At 71.4% G+C, this 18505-nt stretch carries 15 protein-coding genes; 7 read left to right on the plus strand and 8 right to left on the minus strand.

Annotation, left to right across the window (positions count from 1 at the left end; genetic code table 11):
• Positions 1-14 precede the first annotated feature (14 nt).
• Positions 15-938, minus strand: a complete 924-nt coding sequence (locus tag G4D85_RS14055; RefSeq protein ID WP_164012078.1) for a DUF2381 family protein — start codon at positions 936-938, stop codon at positions 15-17.
• Between the two features lie 386 nt (positions 939-1324).
• Between G4D85_RS14055 and G4D85_RS14060 the strand changes: the two genes are divergently transcribed.
• Positions 1325-2005 carry a class I SAM-dependent methyltransferase gene (locus G4D85_RS14060; protein WP_164012080.1) on the plus strand — a complete coding sequence of 227 codons (681 nt, stop codon included), beginning with the start codon at positions 1325-1327 and terminating at the stop codon, positions 2003-2005.
• Between the two features lie 5 nt (positions 2006-2010).
• Here the strand turns inward: G4D85_RS14060 and G4D85_RS14065 are convergent, their stop codons facing one another.
• The 3 genes from G4D85_RS14065 to G4D85_RS14075 form a co-directional block, all read right to left on the minus strand.
• Complete coding sequence (locus G4D85_RS14065; RefSeq protein ID WP_164012082.1) at positions 2011-2673, minus strand: SDR family oxidoreductase; 663 nt, start codon at positions 2671-2673, stop codon at positions 2011-2013.
• A gap of 131 nt (positions 2674-2804) precedes the next feature.
• Complete coding sequence (locus G4D85_RS14070; protein WP_240359256.1) at positions 2805-4013, minus strand: phospholipase D-like domain-containing protein; 1209 nt, start codon at positions 4011-4013, stop codon at positions 2805-2807.
• 129 nt (positions 4014-4142) lie between these two features.
• Positions 4143-4520 carry a PH domain-containing protein gene (locus G4D85_RS14075; RefSeq protein ID WP_164012084.1) on the minus strand — a complete coding sequence of 126 codons (378 nt, stop codon included), beginning with the start codon at positions 4518-4520 and terminating at the stop codon, positions 4143-4145.
• 360 nt (positions 4521-4880) lie between these two features.
• Here G4D85_RS14075 and G4D85_RS14080 point away from each other — a divergent pair, with 360 nt between their 5' ends.
• The 6 genes from G4D85_RS14080 to G4D85_RS14105 all read left to right on the plus strand — a co-directional run bounded on the left by G4D85_RS14080 (position 4881) and on the right by G4D85_RS14105 (position 13943).
• A complete protein-coding gene (locus G4D85_RS14080) occupies positions 4881-5546 on the plus strand; it encodes an exopolysaccharide biosynthesis protein (protein ID WP_164012086.1) in 666 nt (221 codons plus the stop codon).
• Between the two features lie 160 nt (positions 5547-5706).
• Entirely contained in the window at positions 5707-9249 is a 3543-nt protein-coding gene (locus tag G4D85_RS14085; RefSeq protein ID WP_164012088.1) for a serine/threonine-protein kinase, read from the plus strand.
• Positions 9246-10136 carry a class I SAM-dependent methyltransferase gene (locus G4D85_RS14090; RefSeq protein ID WP_164012090.1) on the plus strand — a complete coding sequence of 297 codons (891 nt, stop codon included), beginning with the start codon at positions 9246-9248 and terminating at the stop codon, positions 10134-10136. The genes G4D85_RS14085 and G4D85_RS14090 overlap by 4 nt, the downstream gene beginning before the upstream one ends.
• Before the next feature lie 284 nt (positions 10137-10420).
• Entirely contained in the window at positions 10421-11155 is a 735-nt protein-coding gene (locus tag G4D85_RS14095) for a 2OG-Fe(II) oxygenase (protein ID WP_240359257.1), read from the plus strand.
• Positions 11156-11362: 207 nt separating this feature from the next.
• Complete coding sequence (locus G4D85_RS14100) at positions 11363-12976, plus strand: S8 family peptidase (RefSeq protein WP_164012094.1); 1614 nt, start codon at positions 11363-11365, stop codon at positions 12974-12976.
• A 55-nt stretch (positions 12977-13031) separates the two neighbouring features.
• Positions 13032-13943, plus strand: a complete 912-nt coding sequence (locus G4D85_RS14105) for a glutaminase (protein ID WP_164012096.1) — start codon at positions 13032-13034, stop codon at positions 13941-13943.
• 2 nt (positions 13944-13945) lie between these two features.
• Here G4D85_RS14105 and G4D85_RS14110 read toward each other — a convergent pair whose 3' ends face one another.
• From G4D85_RS14110 to G4D85_RS14125, 4 genes are read right to left on the minus strand one after another with little or no spacing between them, the layout of a single operon-like run.
• Positions 13946-14773, minus strand: coding sequence for an SDR family NAD(P)-dependent oxidoreductase (locus G4D85_RS14110; protein ID WP_164012747.1), 828 nt, complete (start codon positions 14771-14773; stop codon positions 13946-13948).
• Positions 14774-14813: 40 nt separating this feature from the next.
• A complete protein-coding gene (locus G4D85_RS14115) occupies positions 14814-15560 on the minus strand; it encodes a lysophospholipid acyltransferase family protein (protein WP_164012098.1) in 747 nt (248 codons plus the stop codon).
• Positions 15557-16525, minus strand: coding sequence for a 3-oxoacyl-ACP synthase III family protein (locus tag G4D85_RS14120; protein ID WP_164012100.1), 969 nt, complete (start codon positions 16523-16525; stop codon positions 15557-15559). Before G4D85_RS14120 ends, G4D85_RS14115 begins: the two co-directional genes overlap by 4 nt.
• On the minus strand, positions 16522-18438 hold the full coding sequence (locus G4D85_RS14125) for a patatin-like phospholipase family protein (protein ID WP_164012102.1): 1917 nt from the start codon (positions 18436-18438) through the stop codon (positions 16522-16524). The genes G4D85_RS14120 and G4D85_RS14125 overlap by 4 nt, the downstream gene beginning before the upstream one ends.
• Between the last annotated feature and the right edge of the window lie 67 nt (positions 18439-18505).

Genomic DNA, 18505 nt, shown 5'->3' on the forward strand with positions numbered 1-18505 from the left:
GGCCTGTGTCCCGCCTACAGCTCCACCCGTGACCAGCGCACGCCCCGGCGGCCAGGCGCGTCCAGCACCTCCAGCGCCCAGGCAGTGGGCGCGCCGTCCACCCGTGCCCTCCACTGCACCACCGCCCGGGCGCTCTGCCCTGGCCGCAGCCGCGCCTCCGCCAACTGCACCGGCGCTTCGAGCACCTCGTTCGTGCGGCGCCCGTCCGCGTCCAGTCGCGTCAGCCGCGCCAGGCCGGGCACCCAGGTCTCCTGCCCTCGCCGGTTCTCCAGCTCCAGGGCGAGGGCCACCCACTCGCCGGAGCGGTAGGTGTCGAGCCTGAGGGCCTTCAGCCCTTGCCCGACGCCCAGGTTGTCCACCCACCGCCAGACGACGCTCCGGTGTCCGATGGCACCGGAGAGGATGGCAGCCGCGAGCCCCTCCTGGGGCACGGGCCTGCGCCCTGTGGCCAGCCGCGACTCCAGCGCCGCGCACTGACTGCGCAGTTCCACCAGCTCCGCCTCCAGTTGCTCCGCCGAGGCTGGCCGCCTGCGCACCTCCACCACCGCGTCCACCTCGTCGCCGTCCGTCGTGAGCTCCAGCACGAGGTGCGCAGGGGCCGCGCCATCCGTGAACCGCACCACCAGCGGAGGCACGCCCTTCTCCGGCATTGCGACGGCCGGCTTGAGCACCAGGTGGTCGGTCTCCAGCTCCAGGCGGGTGAACAGCCCGCGCAGGGCCTCCGGGTCCGCCACCTCCAGCACGACGTCCGAGTCGAAGAGCACCGTCGTCACCACCTGGGGCGCCAGCCGGAGCCGCTGGACGGACTCCGCGGTGCCCGCGCTCACGGACACGCTTCGCTCGACGCGCCTCCACCGCTTCGCGCCCTGCGGCTGCGCCAGGGCCGCCGTACCCAGCAGGAGCACCGCCGCCATCGTCCATGCGCCAGGGGAAAACACGCAGAGGCAATCTCCAGGGGCTCAGCCGGCCTCGGGGCGGGTCTGACTGCCGGCACGGAGGCGGCGGGATTGCTTCGCCATGAGCAGGTGACCCGCGAGCGGCGCACCCTAACATTCCGCTCAAAGTCGGTCTACCCGCGAGGTTCTCAATGAGGGGGACCACCTACCAGTGTGGTACTCCCTTCCGGGTCCGCTGCGAGGACTTGCTCAAGGACTTGCGGGCAAGCGAGCCGGAGGCGCATGCCCGGCGATGACCGGAAGGCAGAGACGCCGCGCACGATGAAGGCCCGACTCGTGACTCGCATTGCCCCGCCGCCCCATCGCGTGTCGAGCACCGGACAGGGTATAGGGTCCGGCTGCCCCACACGTGTCGAGGAGCCGCGGTTATGGAATCGCCCTCTCTGGAACTGGAGCTGTCGCCCGAGGTGCATGCGGGCCAGGCCGTGTACACGCGGTGGACGTTGCGGGTGCTCTATGACGTAGGCGTGCTGGGTTACTCCAACCGCTTCGTCTGGAAGTGCCCCACCGCGACGCAGCTGGAGTGGTACGACACGAACGTGTCCGCCAACCACCTCGACGTGGGCGTGGGCACCGGCTACTACACCGCGCGCTGCCGCTATCCCTCTCCCTCGCCGCGTCTGGCATTGATGGACCTCAATGCCAACAGCCTGGAGCACGCCGCCGGCCGCGCCGCGCGCTACTCGCCAGAGCTGTACCGGCGCAACGTGCTCGACCCCATCGACTTCGATGCTCCGCGCTTCGACTCCATCGGGCTGAACTGCCTGCTGCACTGCCTGCCCGGCTCGATGGACGAGAAGGCCGTCGTCTTCGACCACCTTCGCCTCCTGCTCAACCCTGGCGGCTGCGTCTTCGGTTCCACCCTGCTCCAGGGGGACGTGCCCCGGAGCGCCCAGGCCCGCTTCCTGATGCGCACCTACAACCGCAAGGGCATCTTCTCCAACGAGCAGGACACGCGGGAGTCACTGGAGCGCGCGCTCCGCAAGCGCTTCAAGGAATCCCACGTCACCGTGCAGGGCTGCATGGCCCTCTTCCGCGCTCGCGCCTGAGGCGCTCAGGGCGCCTTGACGCCTGTGGCCTCCACCTCGGCCCAGAGGCTGTCTCCCTCCAGCACGGCGTTGAGCGGGCCTCTCAGCTCGGCGACGCGCAGCAGGACGGCGGCGAGCTGCTCCAGATGGATGGGGCGCAGGTTCCGCAGCATGGGCAGTCGGGTGAAGAGGCGGAGGAGGGGAATCGGCTGGTGGTACTCGCCCTCGAAGGCGGGCGGGCGCAGCACCGTCCAGGGGATGCCGCTCTCTCGCACCAGCCGCTCCGCCTCCGCCTTGGCCTTGAGGTACGCGCCCACCGGCCGGCCCGCGCCCGTGGAGCTGAGCAGCACGAAGTGGTCCACGCTCGCGCGCTTCGCCGCCTCCACGAGCTGCGCCGTGGTGCCGATGTCGCTCGTCACGTAGGTGTCGCCCGCGTCGAAGCGCTTGCGCATGGTGCCGATGAGCTGGAGCACCGTGGTGTACCCGGCCATCGACTCAACCAGGGTCTTGGTGTCGGACAGCTCCACCACCGCCTTGAGCGGCCACTCCCGCGCCAGCTCGCTGTTCGCGCTCTTTGGCCGCACGTGCGCAATCACGGGCACTCCGCGCGCGAGCGCCTGTCGCATCACCGTGCGCCCTGTGGCTCCGGTGGCTCCTGCGACGAACAGGTGACGGGACGGCGTTTCCATGTGGCGCTCCGGTGAGGGGACGGCGGGACGCCGCCTCTTTCATCACACGGAGGGGAGCGTGCCCAGCACGGCGTGCGTCAAGGCTTCAGCTCGTGCCGGGTACAGGACGGGACTCCCGAGCCCCGACAGGCTCAGCGCGCCGCCCGCCCCGCGCCGACCTCCTTCGCGTGCTCCAGGTCTTCGAGAAAGAACGCCTCCATGCTCCGCGCGGCCTCGTCGTCCTCCAGCACGAGCGAGCCCTCTTCCAGCACGTTGAAGGACAGTGGGTCGTAGTTGATGGAGCCCACCAGCACGAGCCGGTCATCCACCAGCATCGTCTTCGCGTGCATCATCGTCGGCTGGTATTCCCAGATGCGCACGCCCGCCTCCAGCAACTCGTCATACGCCGCGCGCTGGGCCACGGTGATGACCCGCTGGTCATTCAAGTCCCCGGGAGCCAGCACCCGCACGTCCACTCCGGCCCGGGCTCGCTCCACCAACTGCTTCAACAGCGCATCGTTCGGCGTGAAGTACGACTGCGCTATCCACAGCCGCTTCTGCGCCGCGCGCACCATGAGCTGGGTGAGCCGCTCGGCGCGCGTCACCTCGGGATTCGCGGTGCTGCCCACGAAGGCGGCCCAGCCCTCGCCCGCGCCGTCCAGTCCAGGCGCCGGCTCGGAGAGTGTGGGGAAGTCGCTCGCGGGCAGCAATTCGCCGTTGGTCTCCTGCCAGTTCTCCGCGAAGGCCTGCTGCATCTGCGCCACCACGGGGCCCCGTACCCACGCGTTGGTGTCTCGCCACTCCTTCTCCTTCAGCCCTTCGCCCAACCACTCGTCCTGGATGGCCAGTCCGCCGGTAATCGCCACCCGGCCGTCGACGATGACCAGCTTGCGGTGGTTGCGCGCCAGGTTCTCGTCCGCGGGCAGCGGGCGGAACAGGTGCGCGCGGCAGCCGGCCGCCTCCAGCCGGGGCTTCAGCTGTGCCTCGAAGGTGGGGCTGCCCAGCGGATCCACCAGCACCCGGCACGCCACGCCGTCACGGGCCCGCTCCGTCAGTACCTTCAGCACCTGGTCCGACGCGCGCCCCGGCCTCCAGATGAACATCACGATGTTGATGGACGTCTTTGCCTGCTTCAGCTCGTCGGTGATGGCCTCGAAGACGGCGCCGTTGTTCGCCCACCGGATGTGATTGCCCGGCACCATCCGCACGCCCACCGTCTGGTAGAGCGCCACCGCGAGCCCCGGGCCGTGCGAGCCCACCGGCCCTGTCAGCTCGAACGGGCGGGACCGCTCCTTCGAGCAGCCGGCCGCGCATCCCGTCAGCACCGCCGCCGCCACCGCCACCGCCGCCCATCGCCGCATGCGCCCGACCCCCAGGCCTGGGAAGTAGGTACCCCCGGGGGGCGCGTCACCCTGTGGGACAGGGACACCGTCAACGGCTGAGCATCCCAACGGCCTGAAGCCACTGCGCCGGGGCCCGGACCGGGGGCGTCACTTCAGGATGCAGGCCGCGAGGACGCGCTGCACCTCGAGGATGTTCGAGTTCTTCCGGAACTGCTTGAGGATGGGCTCACCGCCGCCGGACACCCAGATGCGCAACTCCGCCTCCGCGTCGAACGTGCCGGCCGTCTCGATGGAGAAGCGCGTAATCGACTTGTAGGGCAGCGACAGGTACTCCGCCTTGGAGCCGGTGAGCCCCTGTTTGTCGACGAGGATGAGCCGCTTGTCGGTGAAGACCCACAAGTCCCTCACCACCTTGAAGGCCTTCTCCACGCGCTCGGTGGGGGCGAGGACCTGCCCTACCTCCTCCTGCAGCTTCGCGGCGTCCACTTCGGATGCGGTGCCCAGCATTGCGTCGAGAAGACCCATGGCGTGTTTCCTCCAGGAACGGGCGTGCCTTGCCCACACCGTACCAACCCCCAGGCGGGGCGGCGGAAGAAGGCGCCGCGGCCTGTCACCGGACCGCCAGGCCGCGACCTGTCGCCGGACTGCCCGTGCCAGCGTCCACGGAGGCGCGGCTCCCCGTCGGAGTGGCCCCCTGGCGCCCGGCCGCTCGCATGCCCCCACCGGGAGACTCCGGGGCGGAGTTCCCTGTTGGACTCTTCGGGGCGGGCGTGGAGGCCCGTCAGCCCTCCGTCCAGACTGTCCGGTGGGAGGGCGAGGAGGCGGTGTACGACATCGCGTGGACCTGAGCATGGGAGGACGGGCCGTGGTAGTCACTGGCGCCGCATGTCCACGCCCTCCTCCTCGACGCCCTCGTCCGCAGGCTTCTCGGACACCCAGGTCCAGCTCTCCTCCACGCTCCGCGCCCTGGCGGCGCGGCTGCCGGAGTCACTCACCGTCCGTGAGTTGATGCAGGCCTGTGGCGAGCAGGGGCTGCTGCTCTTCTGCTGCATCCTCACGTTCCCCTTCCTCCTGCCGGTGTCGATTCCGGGCGTGTCCACGGTGTTCGGCGCGCTCATCGTCCTCATCGGCGTGGGCGTGACGTTCAACCGGATGCCGTGGCTGCCGCGGAAGCTGCTGGAGAAGCCGCTCACGCGCGCGAGCCTCGGCCCCGCGCTGGACAAGGGCGCCGACGTCTTCTCCAAGTACGTGGACCGGCTGAGCAAGCCGCGCCTGCTGGCCCTCACCCATGGCTCCAGCACCAACCGCTTCAACGGCTTCATGCTCTTCGCGGCGGGCCTGCTGCTCATGGCGCCGTTCGGCTTCGTGCCGTTCAGCAACACGCTGCCCGCGCTCGCGGCCCTCTTCTTCGCCATCGGCATCCTGCAGCGCGACGGCTACTTCATCCTCATGGGCCACGGCATGACGCTGGGCACCGTCGTCTACTTCACCGCCCTCATCTACGGCGCCATCCAGGGCGGCCGGGGTCTGGCCAGCCTCATCGGCGGCTGAGCCTCCGCCCGGTTGCCAGAGGGGCCGCCACCGGCCCCCGCTCCGGGTGAGATTGTTTCTGAATCAATATGTTTCGCAGGTGTCGTGACGCGCTGGGTCCTTGATTCAACCCGCGCGGTTTCTCGCGTTATCGGTATCATGCGCGGCGGGCGGCCCCCCCATGCGTCAACCTCCTCTCGAACCCCAGCTCCGTCCGGAGGACCCGGTGCGTCGTCCCATGGACGGCGAGGTGGTGGGCGGCCGCTACCGCATCCTCGGCTTCCTCGGGCGGGGCGGAGCGGGCACCGTGTGGCGGGCGCAGGACCTGCTCGCCGGCCCCGTCGCCGTGAAGCGGCTGCACCGGACGCTGGAGGACCTGGCGCGGCTGCCGTCGGGGGCGAGCACCCCTTCCTTCGCCGCGCGCCATGAGATGGCGCTGTCGCTGGCGCACGAGTTCCAGACGCTCGCGTCGGTGCGTCACCCGCACGTCATCAGCGTGCTCGACTACGGCTTCGACGCCGAGCGCCGGCCGTACCTGGCCATGGACCTGCTGGAGGACGCCCAGCACCTGGTGCAGGCCGGCGCGGGCCAGCCGCTGGCCACGCAGGTGGACCTGCTGCTGCAGACGCTGAAGGCGCTCGCGTACCTGCACCGGCGCGGCATCATCCACCGCGACCTCAAGCCCGCCAATGTGCTGGTGGCCCACGGGCAGGTGAAGGTGCTGGACTTCGGGCTCGCGGTGGGTCGCGAGCATGTGCACCGCGCGCAGCCGGGAGGGACACCGGGCTACCTCGCGCCGGAGCTGTTCGAGGACCAGCCGCCCTCGGAGGTGACGGACCTCTTCAGCGTGGGCGCCATGGCGTGCCAGATGATGTTCCACCGGCTGCCGCACGCCGGGAAGGTGGAGGCCCCGCCGGGCTTCCCCCTCGCGCTCAAGGCGCTGCTGGAGCGGCTGGTGTCGCCGGACGCGAGGCTGCGGCCGCGCGGCGCGAACGAGGTGATTGCCGCGCTCTGCGCCGCCACCGGCCAGCCCCTGCCGCAGGAGTCCGCCGCCACGCGCGAGAGCTTCCTCCAGGCCGCGCGCTACGTGGGCCGCGCCCGGGAGCAGGTGCGGCTGTCGGGCGTGCTGGAGGACGCGCGCCGGGGCCACGGCGCCGCGTGGCTGGTGGGCGGGGAGAGTGGCGTCGGCAAGTCGCGGCTCCTGGAGGAGCTGCGCGCGCTGGCGCTGGTGCGGGGCGCGGTGGTGCTGCGCGGCCAGGCGGTGGCCGCCGGCAGCAGCCCGTACCAGGAGTGGCGTCCGGTGGTGCGCTGGCTGTCCATCCTCACGACGCTGGACGAGCGCGAGGCCAGCATCCTCAAGCCGCTGGTGCCGGACCTGGAGGCGCTGCTGGGCCACTCCGTGCCGGACCCGGCCGAGCTGGGCGCGGAGATGGCGCAGGCGCGACTGCTCCAGGTGGTGGAGGACGTCTTCGCGCGGCTGGAGCAGCCCACGGTGGTCATCCTGGAGGACCTGCAGTGGGCGCGCAGCGAGTCGCTGCACCTGCTCTCCCGCCTCGCCATGCGCGCGACGGGGCAGCGGCTGCTCCTGCTGGGCAGCTTCCGCGACGACGAGGCGCCCGCGCTGCCGTCCCAGCTCCCGGGCCTGGAGCTGCTGCGGCTGCCCCGGCTGGACGCGGTGGAGATTTCCATCCTCAGCCAGTCGATGATTGGCGCGCCCGGCGCGAGGCCGCACCTGGTGGAGCTGCTGCGCCGCGAGACGGAGGGCAATCCCTTCTTCCTCGTGGAGGTGGTGCGCGCCCTGGCGGAGGAGGCTGGTGGGCTCGACAGGCTGGGCGACATGTCGCTGCCGGAGCGGGTGGTCGCGGGAGGCGTGCGCCGGCTGGTGCAGCGCCGGTTGGAGAAGGTGCCCGCGCCGCACCGGGATTTGCTCCGCGTGGCCGCCACCCATGGCCGCCATGTGGACGTGGCGCTGCTGCGGAAGGCGGCGCCCAGGGTGGACGTGGAGCGCTGGCTGACGGACTGTGCGGCGGCGGCGGTGCTGGACGTCGCGGACGGCCGCTGGCGCTTCGCGCACGACAAGCTGCGCGAGGGTGTGCTGGAGGAGCTGCCCGCCACGGAGCGTCCCGGGCTGCACCGCCGCGTGGCGGAGGCGCTGGAGGCGTCGCACGGCGGCGGCTCGGAGTGGACAGCGGCGCTCTGCTACCACTGGGGCGCGGCGGGCGACGAGGTGCGCGAGGCGGAGTACGCGCGGCGCGCCGGAGAGGATGCGCTGCGGCTGGGCGCGTGCCGCGAGGCGGTGCCCTTCCTGACCCGTGCGCTGGAGCGGGTGTCCGCGCGGGGGGGAGACCCCATCGCCCTGGGCCACCTGGAGGCGCTGCTGGCCGAGGCCCGCTTCCAGCTCGGGGAGCTGCAGGCGTTCCGCACGCATGCGGAGCAGGCGCTGCGTCACTTCGGCTGGCGGGTGCCGTCCAGCCGCATGGGCTGGGCGCTGGCCACGCTGGGACAGGTGATGCTGCGGCTGGCGCAGAGCGCCCGGCCGGAGGCGTATGACGAGGAGTCGGAGGAGCGGCGTCGGATGCGGCGGGTGGCGGGCCGGTTGCTGATGCGGCTCACCGACGCGTTCATCTACGCGCAGGAGGCGCTGCCGGTGCTCTGGTCCGGCCTGCGCACGCTGAACCTGTGCGAGCCCGCGGGCGCGTCGTCGGAGCTGGCGCGCGGCTACACCAACATGGCGGTGGTGGCGGGCACGGTGCCGGTGCACCCGGTGGCGGAGGCGTGGGTGGACCGCGCGCGGGACGTGGCCGAGCGCGTGGGCAGCCCCGCGGACCTGGCCTACGTGCTGTGCCGCAACGCCGTGTATGGCGCGTACGTGGCGCGGTGGGCGGAGGTGGAGGCGGCGCTGGGGCGCGCCATCAGCATCGTCGACTCGGTGGGTGACTTGCGGTTGGCGGAGGAGTGCCGGGCGCTGCTGACGGTGACGTTCCTCTACCAGGGGAAGTTCTCCCAGGGCCTGCCGCTGATGGCGTGGCTGGAGGGCTCGGCGCGGCGGCGGGGGGCGCTCCAGACGCAGCACTGGGCGCTGCACTACCAGGCGCACATCCACCTGAGGTTGGGCCAGCAGGACAAGGCGCGCGCCGCGCTGGAGGAGACGCTGGCGTGGACGGAGGCGCAGGGCGGCCTCACGGACCGCATCATCGTGGACGCCACGCTGGCGCTGCTGCGGCTGCGCGAGGGCAATGCCCGCGGGGCCCGTGAGGCGGCGGAGAAGGCGCTGGCGAAGCTGTCGGCTGGCAAGCCGGTGGCGCACTTCGTCTACTTCGGCGTCATGGCCGTGGCGGAGGTGCTGCTGACGCTGTGGGAGCGCGACGGCGGGGTGGACGCCACGCTGGAGGGCAGCGCGAAGGCGGCCTGCAAGGCGGTGGACGCGTTCGCGAAGGTGTTCCCCTTCGGGAGGCCGGCGGCCCTGCTGTGGCGCGGGAACGAGGCGTGGGCGTCGGGGGACGCGCCGCGCGCGTGGGAGATGTGGCGACGGTGCATCACCGTGGCGGCGAAGAAGGGCACGACCTACGAGGAGGCGCGGGCGCGGCTCGAGCTGGCGCGGCACCTGCCTCCGGAGGACCCGGCGCGGCGGATGCATCTGCAGCGCGCGGTGGAGCTGTTCACGGAGCTCGGCACCCGGGATGAGCTGGCCTGGACGCGGGCGGAGGCGGTCCGGAGCGCATGACGGGAGTCTTCGTCCGGGAAGTCCCGCTGCTGACCTGTCCGGCCTGTGCCGGCACGCTGGTGTTCCACGGGCAGGAGCGCGACGGCCGCGTCTTCGACGGCGGGCTGCGCTGTGGCGGCTGCGGCGAGGCCTGGAAGGTGGAGCGTGGCCTGGCGCGGCTGTATCGCGAGGACGCGGTGCGCGGCACGGACCGGCTGATGCGCGTCATCTACGACGGGCTGCCGGTGCTGCATGACCCGCTGACGGCGGTGCTGACGCCGCTGCTCCAGTCTGTCACCGAGTCGCGGATGCGGGACAGGTACATGCGCCGGTTGGAGTTGGCGACGCTGACGCCTCGCGAGGACGGGCAGCCGGTGCGGGTGCTGGAGGTGGGGGTGGGCTCGGGGGCGAACCTGCCGCTCATCCGGAGGGAGCTGGCACACGGGCTGGACGTGGAGGTGTGGGGTGTGGACCTGAGCGAGGGGATGTTGAAGCACTGCCGGCGGCGGGTGCGGCGCGCGGCGTACTCGAATGTGCGGCTGATGATGGCGGACGCGCACGCGCTGCCCTTCCCGGATGGAATGTTCGACCGGGTGCTGCACGTGGGAGGGATTGGCGGGTACCGGCAGCCGGCCAGGGCGCTGGCGGAGATGGCGCGCGTGGCGCGGCGTGGGACTCCGCTGGTGGTGGTGGACGAGCAGTTGGACCCGGCCTTCCGCCCCTCGCTGCTCCAGCGCGCGGCGTTCCGGGCGATTACGTTCTACTCGAAGGACCCGCACTGTCCTCGGGAGCTGCTGCCACACGGCGCCGTGTCTGTGATTGAGGAGCAGGTGGCGCCGTTCTACTACTGCCTGTCGTTCCGGATGCCGGACGCGGGGGCGCAGCCGCCGGAGTCGCGTAGCGCCTGATTCAGGGCACGGGAGGACACTGCGCGGGCTCCTCCACCCCATCCCGGGGCCCAGAGCGGCTGGAACGACTGTTCCTTCCCCGCTCGTCGGTGGGAAGGGGGCGGCGGAAGGAACTCCGCGTGGGCGGCCGCTGCCCGGACGGCCGGCGCTCGTGCGTGGGCTCGCCGCAAGTTTCGGGTCGCCTCGGTGGTGCGGATGCGGCATCTCCCCTGGTGGGACTGACCTCGGAAGGGCGCACCGTCATGGATTCCACAGCGACGAGATCTGAGACAACACCGCGCAGGGTGGCCGCTGCCCTCCGCCGGAAGGCGCCCACCATCTCCGAGCGCGTGGCGGGACTCGACTGGGAGCGCATCGCAGTGGACCTGGACACACAGGGCTGCGCCACCGTGGGCTCGCTGCTTTCCCTCGCGGAGTGCACGGCGCTCGCGGAGACCTATGCCTCGGACACCGCGTTCCGCAGCCGTGTCGTCATGGCGCGGCACGGCTTCGGGCGTGGTGAGTACAAGTACTTTGCCTATCCGCTCCCCGACACGGTCTCCAGCCTCCGTGCGGCGCTGTATCCTCCGCTCTCGGGCATTGCCAATCGGTGGAACGAGACGATGGGAATCGACGTGCGCTACCCGGACGCGCATGCGGCCTTCCTCGCACGCTGTCATGACGCCGGGCAGACGCGGCCGACGCCGCTGCTCCTCCAATACGGTGAAGGCGACTACAACTGCCTCCACCAGGACCTCTACGGGGAGCACGTCTTCCCGCTCCAGGTCGCCTTCCTCCTCTCCGTTCCGGGACAGGACTTCACCGGCGGCGAGTTCGTGCTCACCGAGCAACGTCCCCGCATGCAGTCCCGCGCGGAGGTGGTGCCGCTGGGCCAGGGGGACGCCGTCATCTTCCCGGTGCATCACCGGCCCGTGAAGGGCACTCGTGGGTACTACCGCGTCAACCTGCGCCATGGCGTGAGTCGGCTGCGCTCTGGCCGCCGCCACACACTCGGCGTCATCTTCCACGATGCGAGCTGACGTGGCCGTGGTGGGGACTCCCGCCCTGGCACTCCAGCTCGGTCCAATCCAGCGGCGCCGTGCTGTTCCTGGAGGGTCCGCCTGGGAAGGACGGCAGTTGACAGTTCGCTCATACCCGAGGCTCCTTGGCGCGCTCGGACTCCGGGGCTGAATTCAGCGTGCGGTCCGTTTCGTGAGAGCCCGTCGTTGAGCAGTGGGGGGAGTGCCATGCCGATGCCGGAACAGTTTCAAGCTCCGAAGGTCCGCACCATTGACGTCCAGCTCAAGGCAGGCTTCGGAGAGGCTTGGCTCAGGCTGCAGGTCACCGAGCTCGGTGGGGCCGGGTGGAGCGTGTGCCCCGTCCCATTCAATCTCCAGTGTGACGAGTTCGACGTGGTGCCCGAGACGGACGTCGAGCCCGCCCGCGCCTGGGATTTCGCGCGCGAGCTCCGGGCCTGCGATGGCGTCGTGGATGCCGAGCCCACCTTCGAGGTGCTCTATGCGGAGCCGCGCGCGCAGGCGTTCACCGGGGTGGACCCCGACATCATCAGGTCCCCGCAGTTGCTCGAAAGCCTCGGTGGGCCCGCGGAGTCAGGGGGCGCCTACGACTGGAGCGTGAAGCTCGTCCAGGCGGAAGAGGCCTGGGAGCTCCCTGGCGGCGTGGCTCGCCAGGGGCAGGGCATCCGCATCGGCCACCCCGATAGCGGCTACGAGCAGCACGCGGAGCTCGGGACGCGGTTCAATCCGGTGCCTGGCTGGGACTTCATCGAGCAGGCGCGTCCGACGCAGAACCCGGGCGGTGACCACGGGCTTCGCACGGCGAGCGTCATCTCGAGCGCCGACAACCGCCCCCAGCCCTCGGTCACCGGCATCGCGCCAGGAGCCGAGGTCATCCCCCTGCGGGTGACGAAGCCACATGGATTCATTCCGGCGCCCGTGTTGTTCGAGACCGGCACGGACCGTCTCCGCGACGCCATCTGGTATGCGCTCGAGCATGGGTTCCATGTGCTCAGCATCAGCCTCGGGTGGCTGCCGAACGCAGGGCTGCACCGGGCCATTCAGGAGGCGGTGAAGGGCAACATCATCGTCATCTCGGCCGCGGGCAACCACACGGGACGCGTGGTCGTCTGGCCCGCGGCCTATCCCGAGGTCATCGCGATGGCGGCCTGCACCGCGCAGCGCACCCCGTGGCAGGGCTCGGCCCGAGGTCCCGCCGTCGATGCCACCGGCCCGGGAGAGGGCGTGTGGACCGCCGACATGGAGAAGTACGTGGCCCCCAGCAGTGGCACCTCGTACGCGGTGGCGACGGTCGCCGGCATCGCGGCGCTCTGGCTCGCGCACCACGGCCGCGACAACCTGCTCGCCCGGTACAAGGACGGTCCACGACTCTCCCAGGTGTTCAGGCACATGCTGCGGGCGAGCTGCCAGCCCTGGGAGCAGAGTGAGGCCCTCTGGGGCGCGGGCATCGTGAATGCCCTCGAGTGCCTCAAGACGCCGCTGCCGGAGTTTCCCGCGCCTGAGCGCGCAGGGACGATGGCGACGAGCAGGGCAGCCCTCACTGCGGAGCGGCTCGAGGACGCCTTCCCTGCCATTCCCGAGCCGAGGCTCCACCAGCACCTGGCCCGCGTGCTCGGCGTGGACGGCAAGGCAGTCCCGAAGCTGCTCGCCGAGCATGGGCGGGAGCTGCGCTTCTGGCTGTTGACGCAACCCGGCTTCCGCCGCGCACTCGCAGAGTCCTCCGTCCCCGCGCTGGAGACGTCCAGAGGGGCGGAGCGCCCGACGCTGCCGCGATTCTCGGACGGGCTGAGCAAAGCCCTGCGCGAGGCACGCCTCACGGATTGAGCACCCGTCCCTCCCATCGCGGCTAACATGCGCCGCCGAGGTGGACGGGCGCGCGATGGACTATCAGGCGATTCTCACCGAGGTGATGGCGGCGGTCCGGCCGGTGGTGGGGCAGGGACGGGTGGCCAACTACATCCCCGCGCTCGCGGCGGTGGACCCGGGCCGCTTCGGCATGGCGCTGGCCACCGTGGACGGCGAGGTGTTTGGCGTGGGCGACTGGCGCATGCCCTTCTCCATCCAGAGCATCTCCAAGGTCTTCACGCTGGCCCTCGCGCTGGCCCGGGATGGGGATGCCGTCTGGCGCCGCGTGGGCAAGGAGCCCTCGGGCAATCCCTTCAACTCGCTGGTCCAGCTCGAATACGAGCAGGGCGTCCCTCGCAACCCGTTCATCAACGCGGGGGCGCTAGTCATCACGGACCGGTTGCTCAGCCTCACCGGCGATGCCCGCGGCGTGCTGCGCGACTTCCTCCGCGCGGAGAGTGGCAACCCCACGCTGGACTTCGACCCCGGCGTCGCCGCCTCGGAGGCCGAGCACGGCCACCGCAACTCCGCCCTGGCCCACTTCATGGCCAGCTACGGCAACATGGAGAATCCCGTCGCCCGGGTGCTGGAGCACTACTTCTGGCAGTGCTCCCTGGCCGCGAGCTGCGCGGACCTCGCGCGCGCCTGCGGCTTCCTCGCCCGCCATGGCCAGCGCGCCAGCGGGGAACGGCTGCTCACCCGGAGCCAGGCCAAGCAGGTGAATGCGGTCATGCTCACCTGTGGCACGTATGACGCCGCCGGAGAGTTCGCCTACCGCGTCGGCCTGCCCGGAAAGAGCGGAGTGGGGGGCGGCATCATCGCCATCATTCCCAATCGCTGTGGCCTGTGCGTGTGGAGCCCCGGGCTCGACTCACGTGGAAACTCGATGGCCGGTGTGGAAGCGCTGGACCGCTTCACCACCCTCACCGGCCTCTCGGTGTTCTGACGTCAGGGATTGAGCACCAGGTCGATGAGCCTCAGCGTCATGCCACCCGTGAAGTCGATGGTGGCCCCGTTGAACCACGCCGCGTCCTCACCCGCGAGCACGGTGACGAAGCGGGCCACCTCCTCCACCGTGCACATGCGTCCGGCGGGGTTCATCCGCGAGTGCATGGCCTCCAGTCGCGCCAGCGCCTCCGGCGAGTACACATGCCGCAGCGCGGGCGTCATCACCGTGCCGAACTTGAGCAGGTTGACGCGGTGCCCGAGCGGCCCCAGCTCCACCGCGAGGTGGCGCACGTACATCTCCAGCGCCGCCTTCGACGCGCTGACGAGGCCCGTGTTGGACAGGTGCGTCTCGTCCAGCGGGTTCTGCAAGCCGAGCAGCCGCGCCTCGGGTGCCAGCATGTCCGCCGCCACCAGCGCCTGCGCCCAGTACACGAACGAGTGCGCCATGGTGTCGAAGGTGCGGCGGATGCGCCGCGCGTGCAGCCGGTCCTCACCCTCGGACAGGAACTGTCCCACCGAGGCCCCGGCAATCGAGTGGACGAACAGCTTCACGCTGCGCGTCCCCGCCACCCGCCGCAGCGCCTCCACGCCCGCCTCCGCTGCCTCGGGCGTGGACGCGTCCGCCTGCGACATCACCGCGCGGCGCCCGGCCTCCTGGACTACCTGCTCCACCCGCGCCGCGCTGTCCGCGTAGCGCCCCCGGTGCACACCGAACACGTCCAGCCCGGGGCTGCGCGCTACCGCTTCCGCGATGGCAGCTCCCGTGCCGGAAGAGGCTCCCAGTACAAGTGCCCATTGGGAGCTGCCTGTCTCCTCCTCGTCCTCCATGCTGCTCACGTCCTTCTGCCTTGCCTGCCCCCCGCCGCGCTCAGCTGGCTTGCTCGCGCGCCGTGTCCAAGAGGGCCTGCACCGCGCCCGCGACCTCATGATGAACCGCCAGCATCGACGCCCTGTCGCTCGCGTCGAAGCCCGGCTCCAGGTGGCGCGTCAGCGGCTCGCCCACCCATTGCCTCATCTTCACTGGGAAAGGCAGCGAGAAGGGCCAGACGCCCGTGGCTCCAATGCCCAGCCACAACGGCAGCCGTGCCGGCATTCCCAGCCGGCGTCCTAACGCATATCCATCATTGAGGCCCACGTACGCATCGTCCATTCCACTGCCACCCACAGGCACAATGGGCAGTCGGTAACGCACCGCGAGGCGCAGGTAACCCAGGCGCTCGCCCCAGTCCACGCGGTAGCGCTGGCGGAAGCTCCGGCAGCCCTCGCGCGTGCCACCGGGTTGCAATAGTATATGCTCGCCGCGCGCTACCGCCTCCGCCAGTCGCGGGTCATCCCCGGTGACGAAGCCCAGCCCGTCCGCCACCGCGCGCATGCCAGGAATCCGGTCGAACGCGCCATGCGCCACGCCATGCGGCAGGTAGCCCAGGCGCTCGTGGAGCGTCACCGTCAGCATGCACAGGTCCATGGCCAGCGGCCGCCCGTGGTAGCCGACGATGAGCTTGGCGCCGGGCCGCAGCAGCGGCTCCAGGTTCACCACCTCATAGCGGTGGTAGCGGCGCAGCAGCCGGAAGGCGGCCAGCCACGTGGCCAGCGGCAGCCCGCCCGCGCGCTTCATCCCCCCACCCGGTACAGCACCGCGCCGTGCGCCACGCCCGCGCCCACCCCCACCATGAGAATCCTGTCCCCGGGCTTCACCGGCCGCGTGCGCAGCAGCCTGTCCAACCCCAACCCCAGCGACGCCGAGCCCACGCTGCCCACCGTGTCCACCACGCGCACGCCACGCTCCGGTGCCACGTCCATGGCCCCGAGGATGGCCTCCAGCATGCTCCCGTTGGGCTGGTGCGTGAGCACCCACTCCACGTCGCCGAGCGCCACACCCGCCTCGTCCAGCACCGTGCGCGAGGCCCGCAGCAGCGCGTCCAGCGCCACGCGCGTCATCTCCTTGCTGGGCGTGAGGAAGCGCATCCGCTCCAGCTTCCCGGTGACGTGGGGGTTCTCCAGCACCACGTCCGTCGGGAAGGTGCCGTCGTTGCCCAGGGCCACGCCCAGCACGCCCTCGCCGGGCCGCGCCGCGCCCAGCACCGCCGCCGCCGCCGCGTCGCCCAGCACCAGGTACGGGCGCGGGTCCTCCGGGGTGGTGGTGCGCGACAGCAACTCCACCGAGACGATGCCCACCGGCCCCAGCCCCGTCGCCACCGAGCGGGCCGCCAGGTCGAAGGCGCTCAGGAAGCCCATGCACGCGTTGCTCAGGTCCATGGCGTCACAGCTCCCCGCCAGCCCCAGCCCCGCCGCCACCCGGTTGGCCGTGGCGGGCGTGGTGACGTCGCCGCCCATGGAGGTGACGCAGAGGATGCGGCGCAGCGCCTTCGCCTCCAGCCCCGCCGCCTCCAGCGCGCCGCGCAGCGCCGCCACCGCCACGTCCGCCGCCTTCGTGCCCGGAGGCGCGAAGTGTCGGGTCCGGATGCCCGTCTTGCGCTCCACCTCCGCGGCGTCGCGCCCCACGCGCGCGCACAGCTCCGCCGTCGTTACCGCCTGCCCGGGGAGGACACTCGACGTGCCCAGGATGCGAACGGGAATCATGCGGCCTGTTGTCCGTCGGAGCGCGGCTTCAGGCAAGAGGCGCGCGTCTTTACCTGGCACCAGTGCGCCTTCAGCTCCTCCAGCTTCCGCGCCAGGGCCGCGTCCCCGGCCGCGCGCTCGAGGATGTCCCGCGCGCGGGTGAAGTCCATGGCCGTGAGCAGCGGCATCTCCGCCGAGTCGATGTCGTAGCTGACGTCCGCGAGCAGCGCCTCCGAGTCTCCGCTGCGGTGCAGCAGCAGCACGCCGCTGGCCATCAGGTCCAGCGCCCGTGACAGTGGATTGAGGCCCGCCAGGAAGCGGCCCAGGCCCGTGCGGGGCATGCGCGCCGACTCCCGGACGCCGAAGGGGAAGATGTTGCTGGAGAAGATGACGTCCGCCCCCGCGCCCAGCAGCACGTTGGCCGGCACCATGCTGGTGAAGGCGCCGTCCACGTACCGCGCGGGTGGCACCAGCGTGGGCCCGAAGACGCCCGGCGCCGACCCGCTGGCGCGCACGCCCAGCGCCACCGGCCCCTGCTCCAGCGCCACGCAGTCCCCCGTGGTCAGGTCCGTCGCCACCGGGAGGAAGCGGATGGCCAGCTCCTCCAGCGAGGTGCTTCGCAAGTCCTGCGCCACGAAGCGCTCCAGCGAGTACGACGTCACCATCGCCGCCGTGGTCGCCATGGAGAGCTGGCGATTCATGGCCCGCTCCTCCAGCCGCAGCAGCCCCTCCAGGCCACTCTTCCCGTCCAGCGCGGTGCCGCAGAAGTACGCCCCCACCAGCGAGCCCATGCTGGCCCCGCTGATGATGTCGATGGGGATGCCCTGGCCCACCAGCCAGCGCAGGATGTGCACGTGGTAGAAGCCCCACACGCCGCCACCGCTGAGCGCCAGCCCCACGCGCCGATGCGTCAGCGCCCTCCCCCAGCGTGACAGCGCGTCCAGCTCCGCGTCGGTCAGCTCCAATTCCTCCAGCGTCCGCTCGTCCACCGGCAGCCGCGCCAGCCGCGCCACGTCCAGCCGCAGCCAGCAGGCCGGCAGCACATGCGTGTCCGCCGCCGTCCCTTCCCGCTGTGGCTGGCCGCCGAGCACCGCGCCGCGCGACGGACGCTCGGGGTCGATGACCACCGTGGGCAGCACGCGAGCACCGCCGGTGAGCGGGGGCCGCGCCCGCGAGGGGCCGGAGACCAGCCGCACCGTCTTGCCCAGCTGCACCGCGTCGGTGACGTGGCAGCCGTCCAAAAAGACGTAGTGCGCGCCACACCGCCGCGCGAGTCGGTGGAGCACCTCCGCGTCCACCCGGCCCGGTGCGCCAGGGAGCGTGGCACGCAGGACGCCGTCCGCGCCCAGGGACACCGAGTCGTCCCTCGCGCCCGAGCCCGCCTCCGTGCGCAGCACCAGCACCCGGTCCCCGAAGTCGTGGGCGATGGCCTTGGCCACCAGCGAGATGAGCGTGGACAGCGGCGCGTCCCGCGAATCACTCTCGAAGGCCACCACCTCCGCCTGGGAGCGGAGGTCCTCCGGCACCGACAGGTGGGTGTCCACGGGGCCCACGTCCTGCCGTGGCTCCTCGTGGGCGTGCACCAGCGATGTGACTGCGTCCCGGGGGAAGAAGAGGCCACTCGAATGCGAGACGGCGCGCGCGGTGACGGCATACCTCCCGCCCACCGTCTCGAAGCCCAGCGGTGTGCCGGGGCGCAGCGTCAGCAGCGGCTCGCCGCCCCGGCACACGTCCAGCTCGCCATCCAGCAGCAGGAAGCAGCCCTCGGCGTCCCGGTCCTCCTCGCAGAGCACCGTGCCCTGCTTCCAGGTGGCCGCCCGCCCCTGCTCCAGCAACCGCAGCAGGACGGTGTTGCTGGTGTGCCGCAGCGCGGGCGAGCGCTTGAGCGCGTAGAGCCGTCTGCGCTGGACATCGAGGCGTGTGGAGTTTGCCATTGAGGTTTCAAAGAATAACGAAACCTCTCCAGCGCCGCATACGGGTCGCAAGTGCCCCGTGTCTCTT

The sequence above is a fragment of the Pyxidicoccus trucidator genome (assembly GCF_010894435.1).
Lineage (GTDB): Bacteria > Myxococcota > Myxococcia > Myxococcales > Myxococcaceae > Myxococcus > Myxococcus trucidator.

Bases quoted from the DNA above. Each gene is read 5' to 3' on its own strand.
- G4D85_RS14060 (WP_164012080.1), top strand. From the start codon at position 1,325: ATGGAATCGCCCTCTCTGGAACTGGAGCTGTCGCCCGAGGTGCATGCG.
- G4D85_RS14065 (WP_164012082.1), bottom strand. From the start codon at position 2,673: ATGGAAACGCCGTCCCGTCACCTGTTCGTCGCAGGAGCCACCGGAGCC.
- G4D85_RS14070 (WP_240359256.1), bottom strand. From the start codon at position 4,013: ATGCGGCGATGGGCGGCGGTGGCGGTGGCGGCGGCGGTGCTGACGGGA.
- G4D85_RS14075 (WP_164012084.1), bottom strand. From the start codon at position 4,520: ATGGGTCTTCTCGACGCAATGCTGGGCACCGCATCCGAAGTGGACGCC.
- G4D85_RS14080 (WP_164012086.1), top strand. From the start codon at position 4,881: ATGTCCACGCCCTCCTCCTCGACGCCCTCGTCCGCAGGCTTCTCGGAC.
- G4D85_RS14085 (WP_164012088.1), top strand. From the start codon at position 5,707: ATGCGTCAACCTCCTCTCGAACCCCAGCTCCGTCCGGAGGACCCGGTG.
- G4D85_RS14090 (WP_164012090.1), top strand. From the start codon at position 9,246: ATGACGGGAGTCTTCGTCCGGGAAGTCCCGCTGCTGACCTGTCCGGCC.
- G4D85_RS14100 (WP_164012094.1), top strand. From the start codon at position 11,363: ATGCCGATGCCGGAACAGTTTCAAGCTCCGAAGGTCCGCACCATTGAC.
- G4D85_RS14105 (WP_164012096.1), top strand. From the start codon at position 13,032: ATGGACTATCAGGCGATTCTCACCGAGGTGATGGCGGCGGTCCGGCCG.
- G4D85_RS14110 (WP_164012747.1), bottom strand. From the start codon at position 14,773: ATGGAGGACGAGGAGGAGACAGGCAGCTCCCAATGGGCACTTGTACTG.
- G4D85_RS14115 (WP_164012098.1), bottom strand. From the start codon at position 15,560: ATGAAGCGCGCGGGCGGGCTGCCGCTGGCCACGTGGCTGGCCGCCTTC.
- G4D85_RS14120 (WP_164012100.1), bottom strand. From the start codon at position 16,525: ATGATTCCCGTTCGCATCCTGGGCACGTCGAGTGTCCTCCCCGGGCAG.
- G4D85_RS14125 (WP_164012102.1), bottom strand. From the start codon at position 18,438: ATGGCAAACTCCACACGCCTCGATGTCCAGCGCAGACGGCTCTACGCG.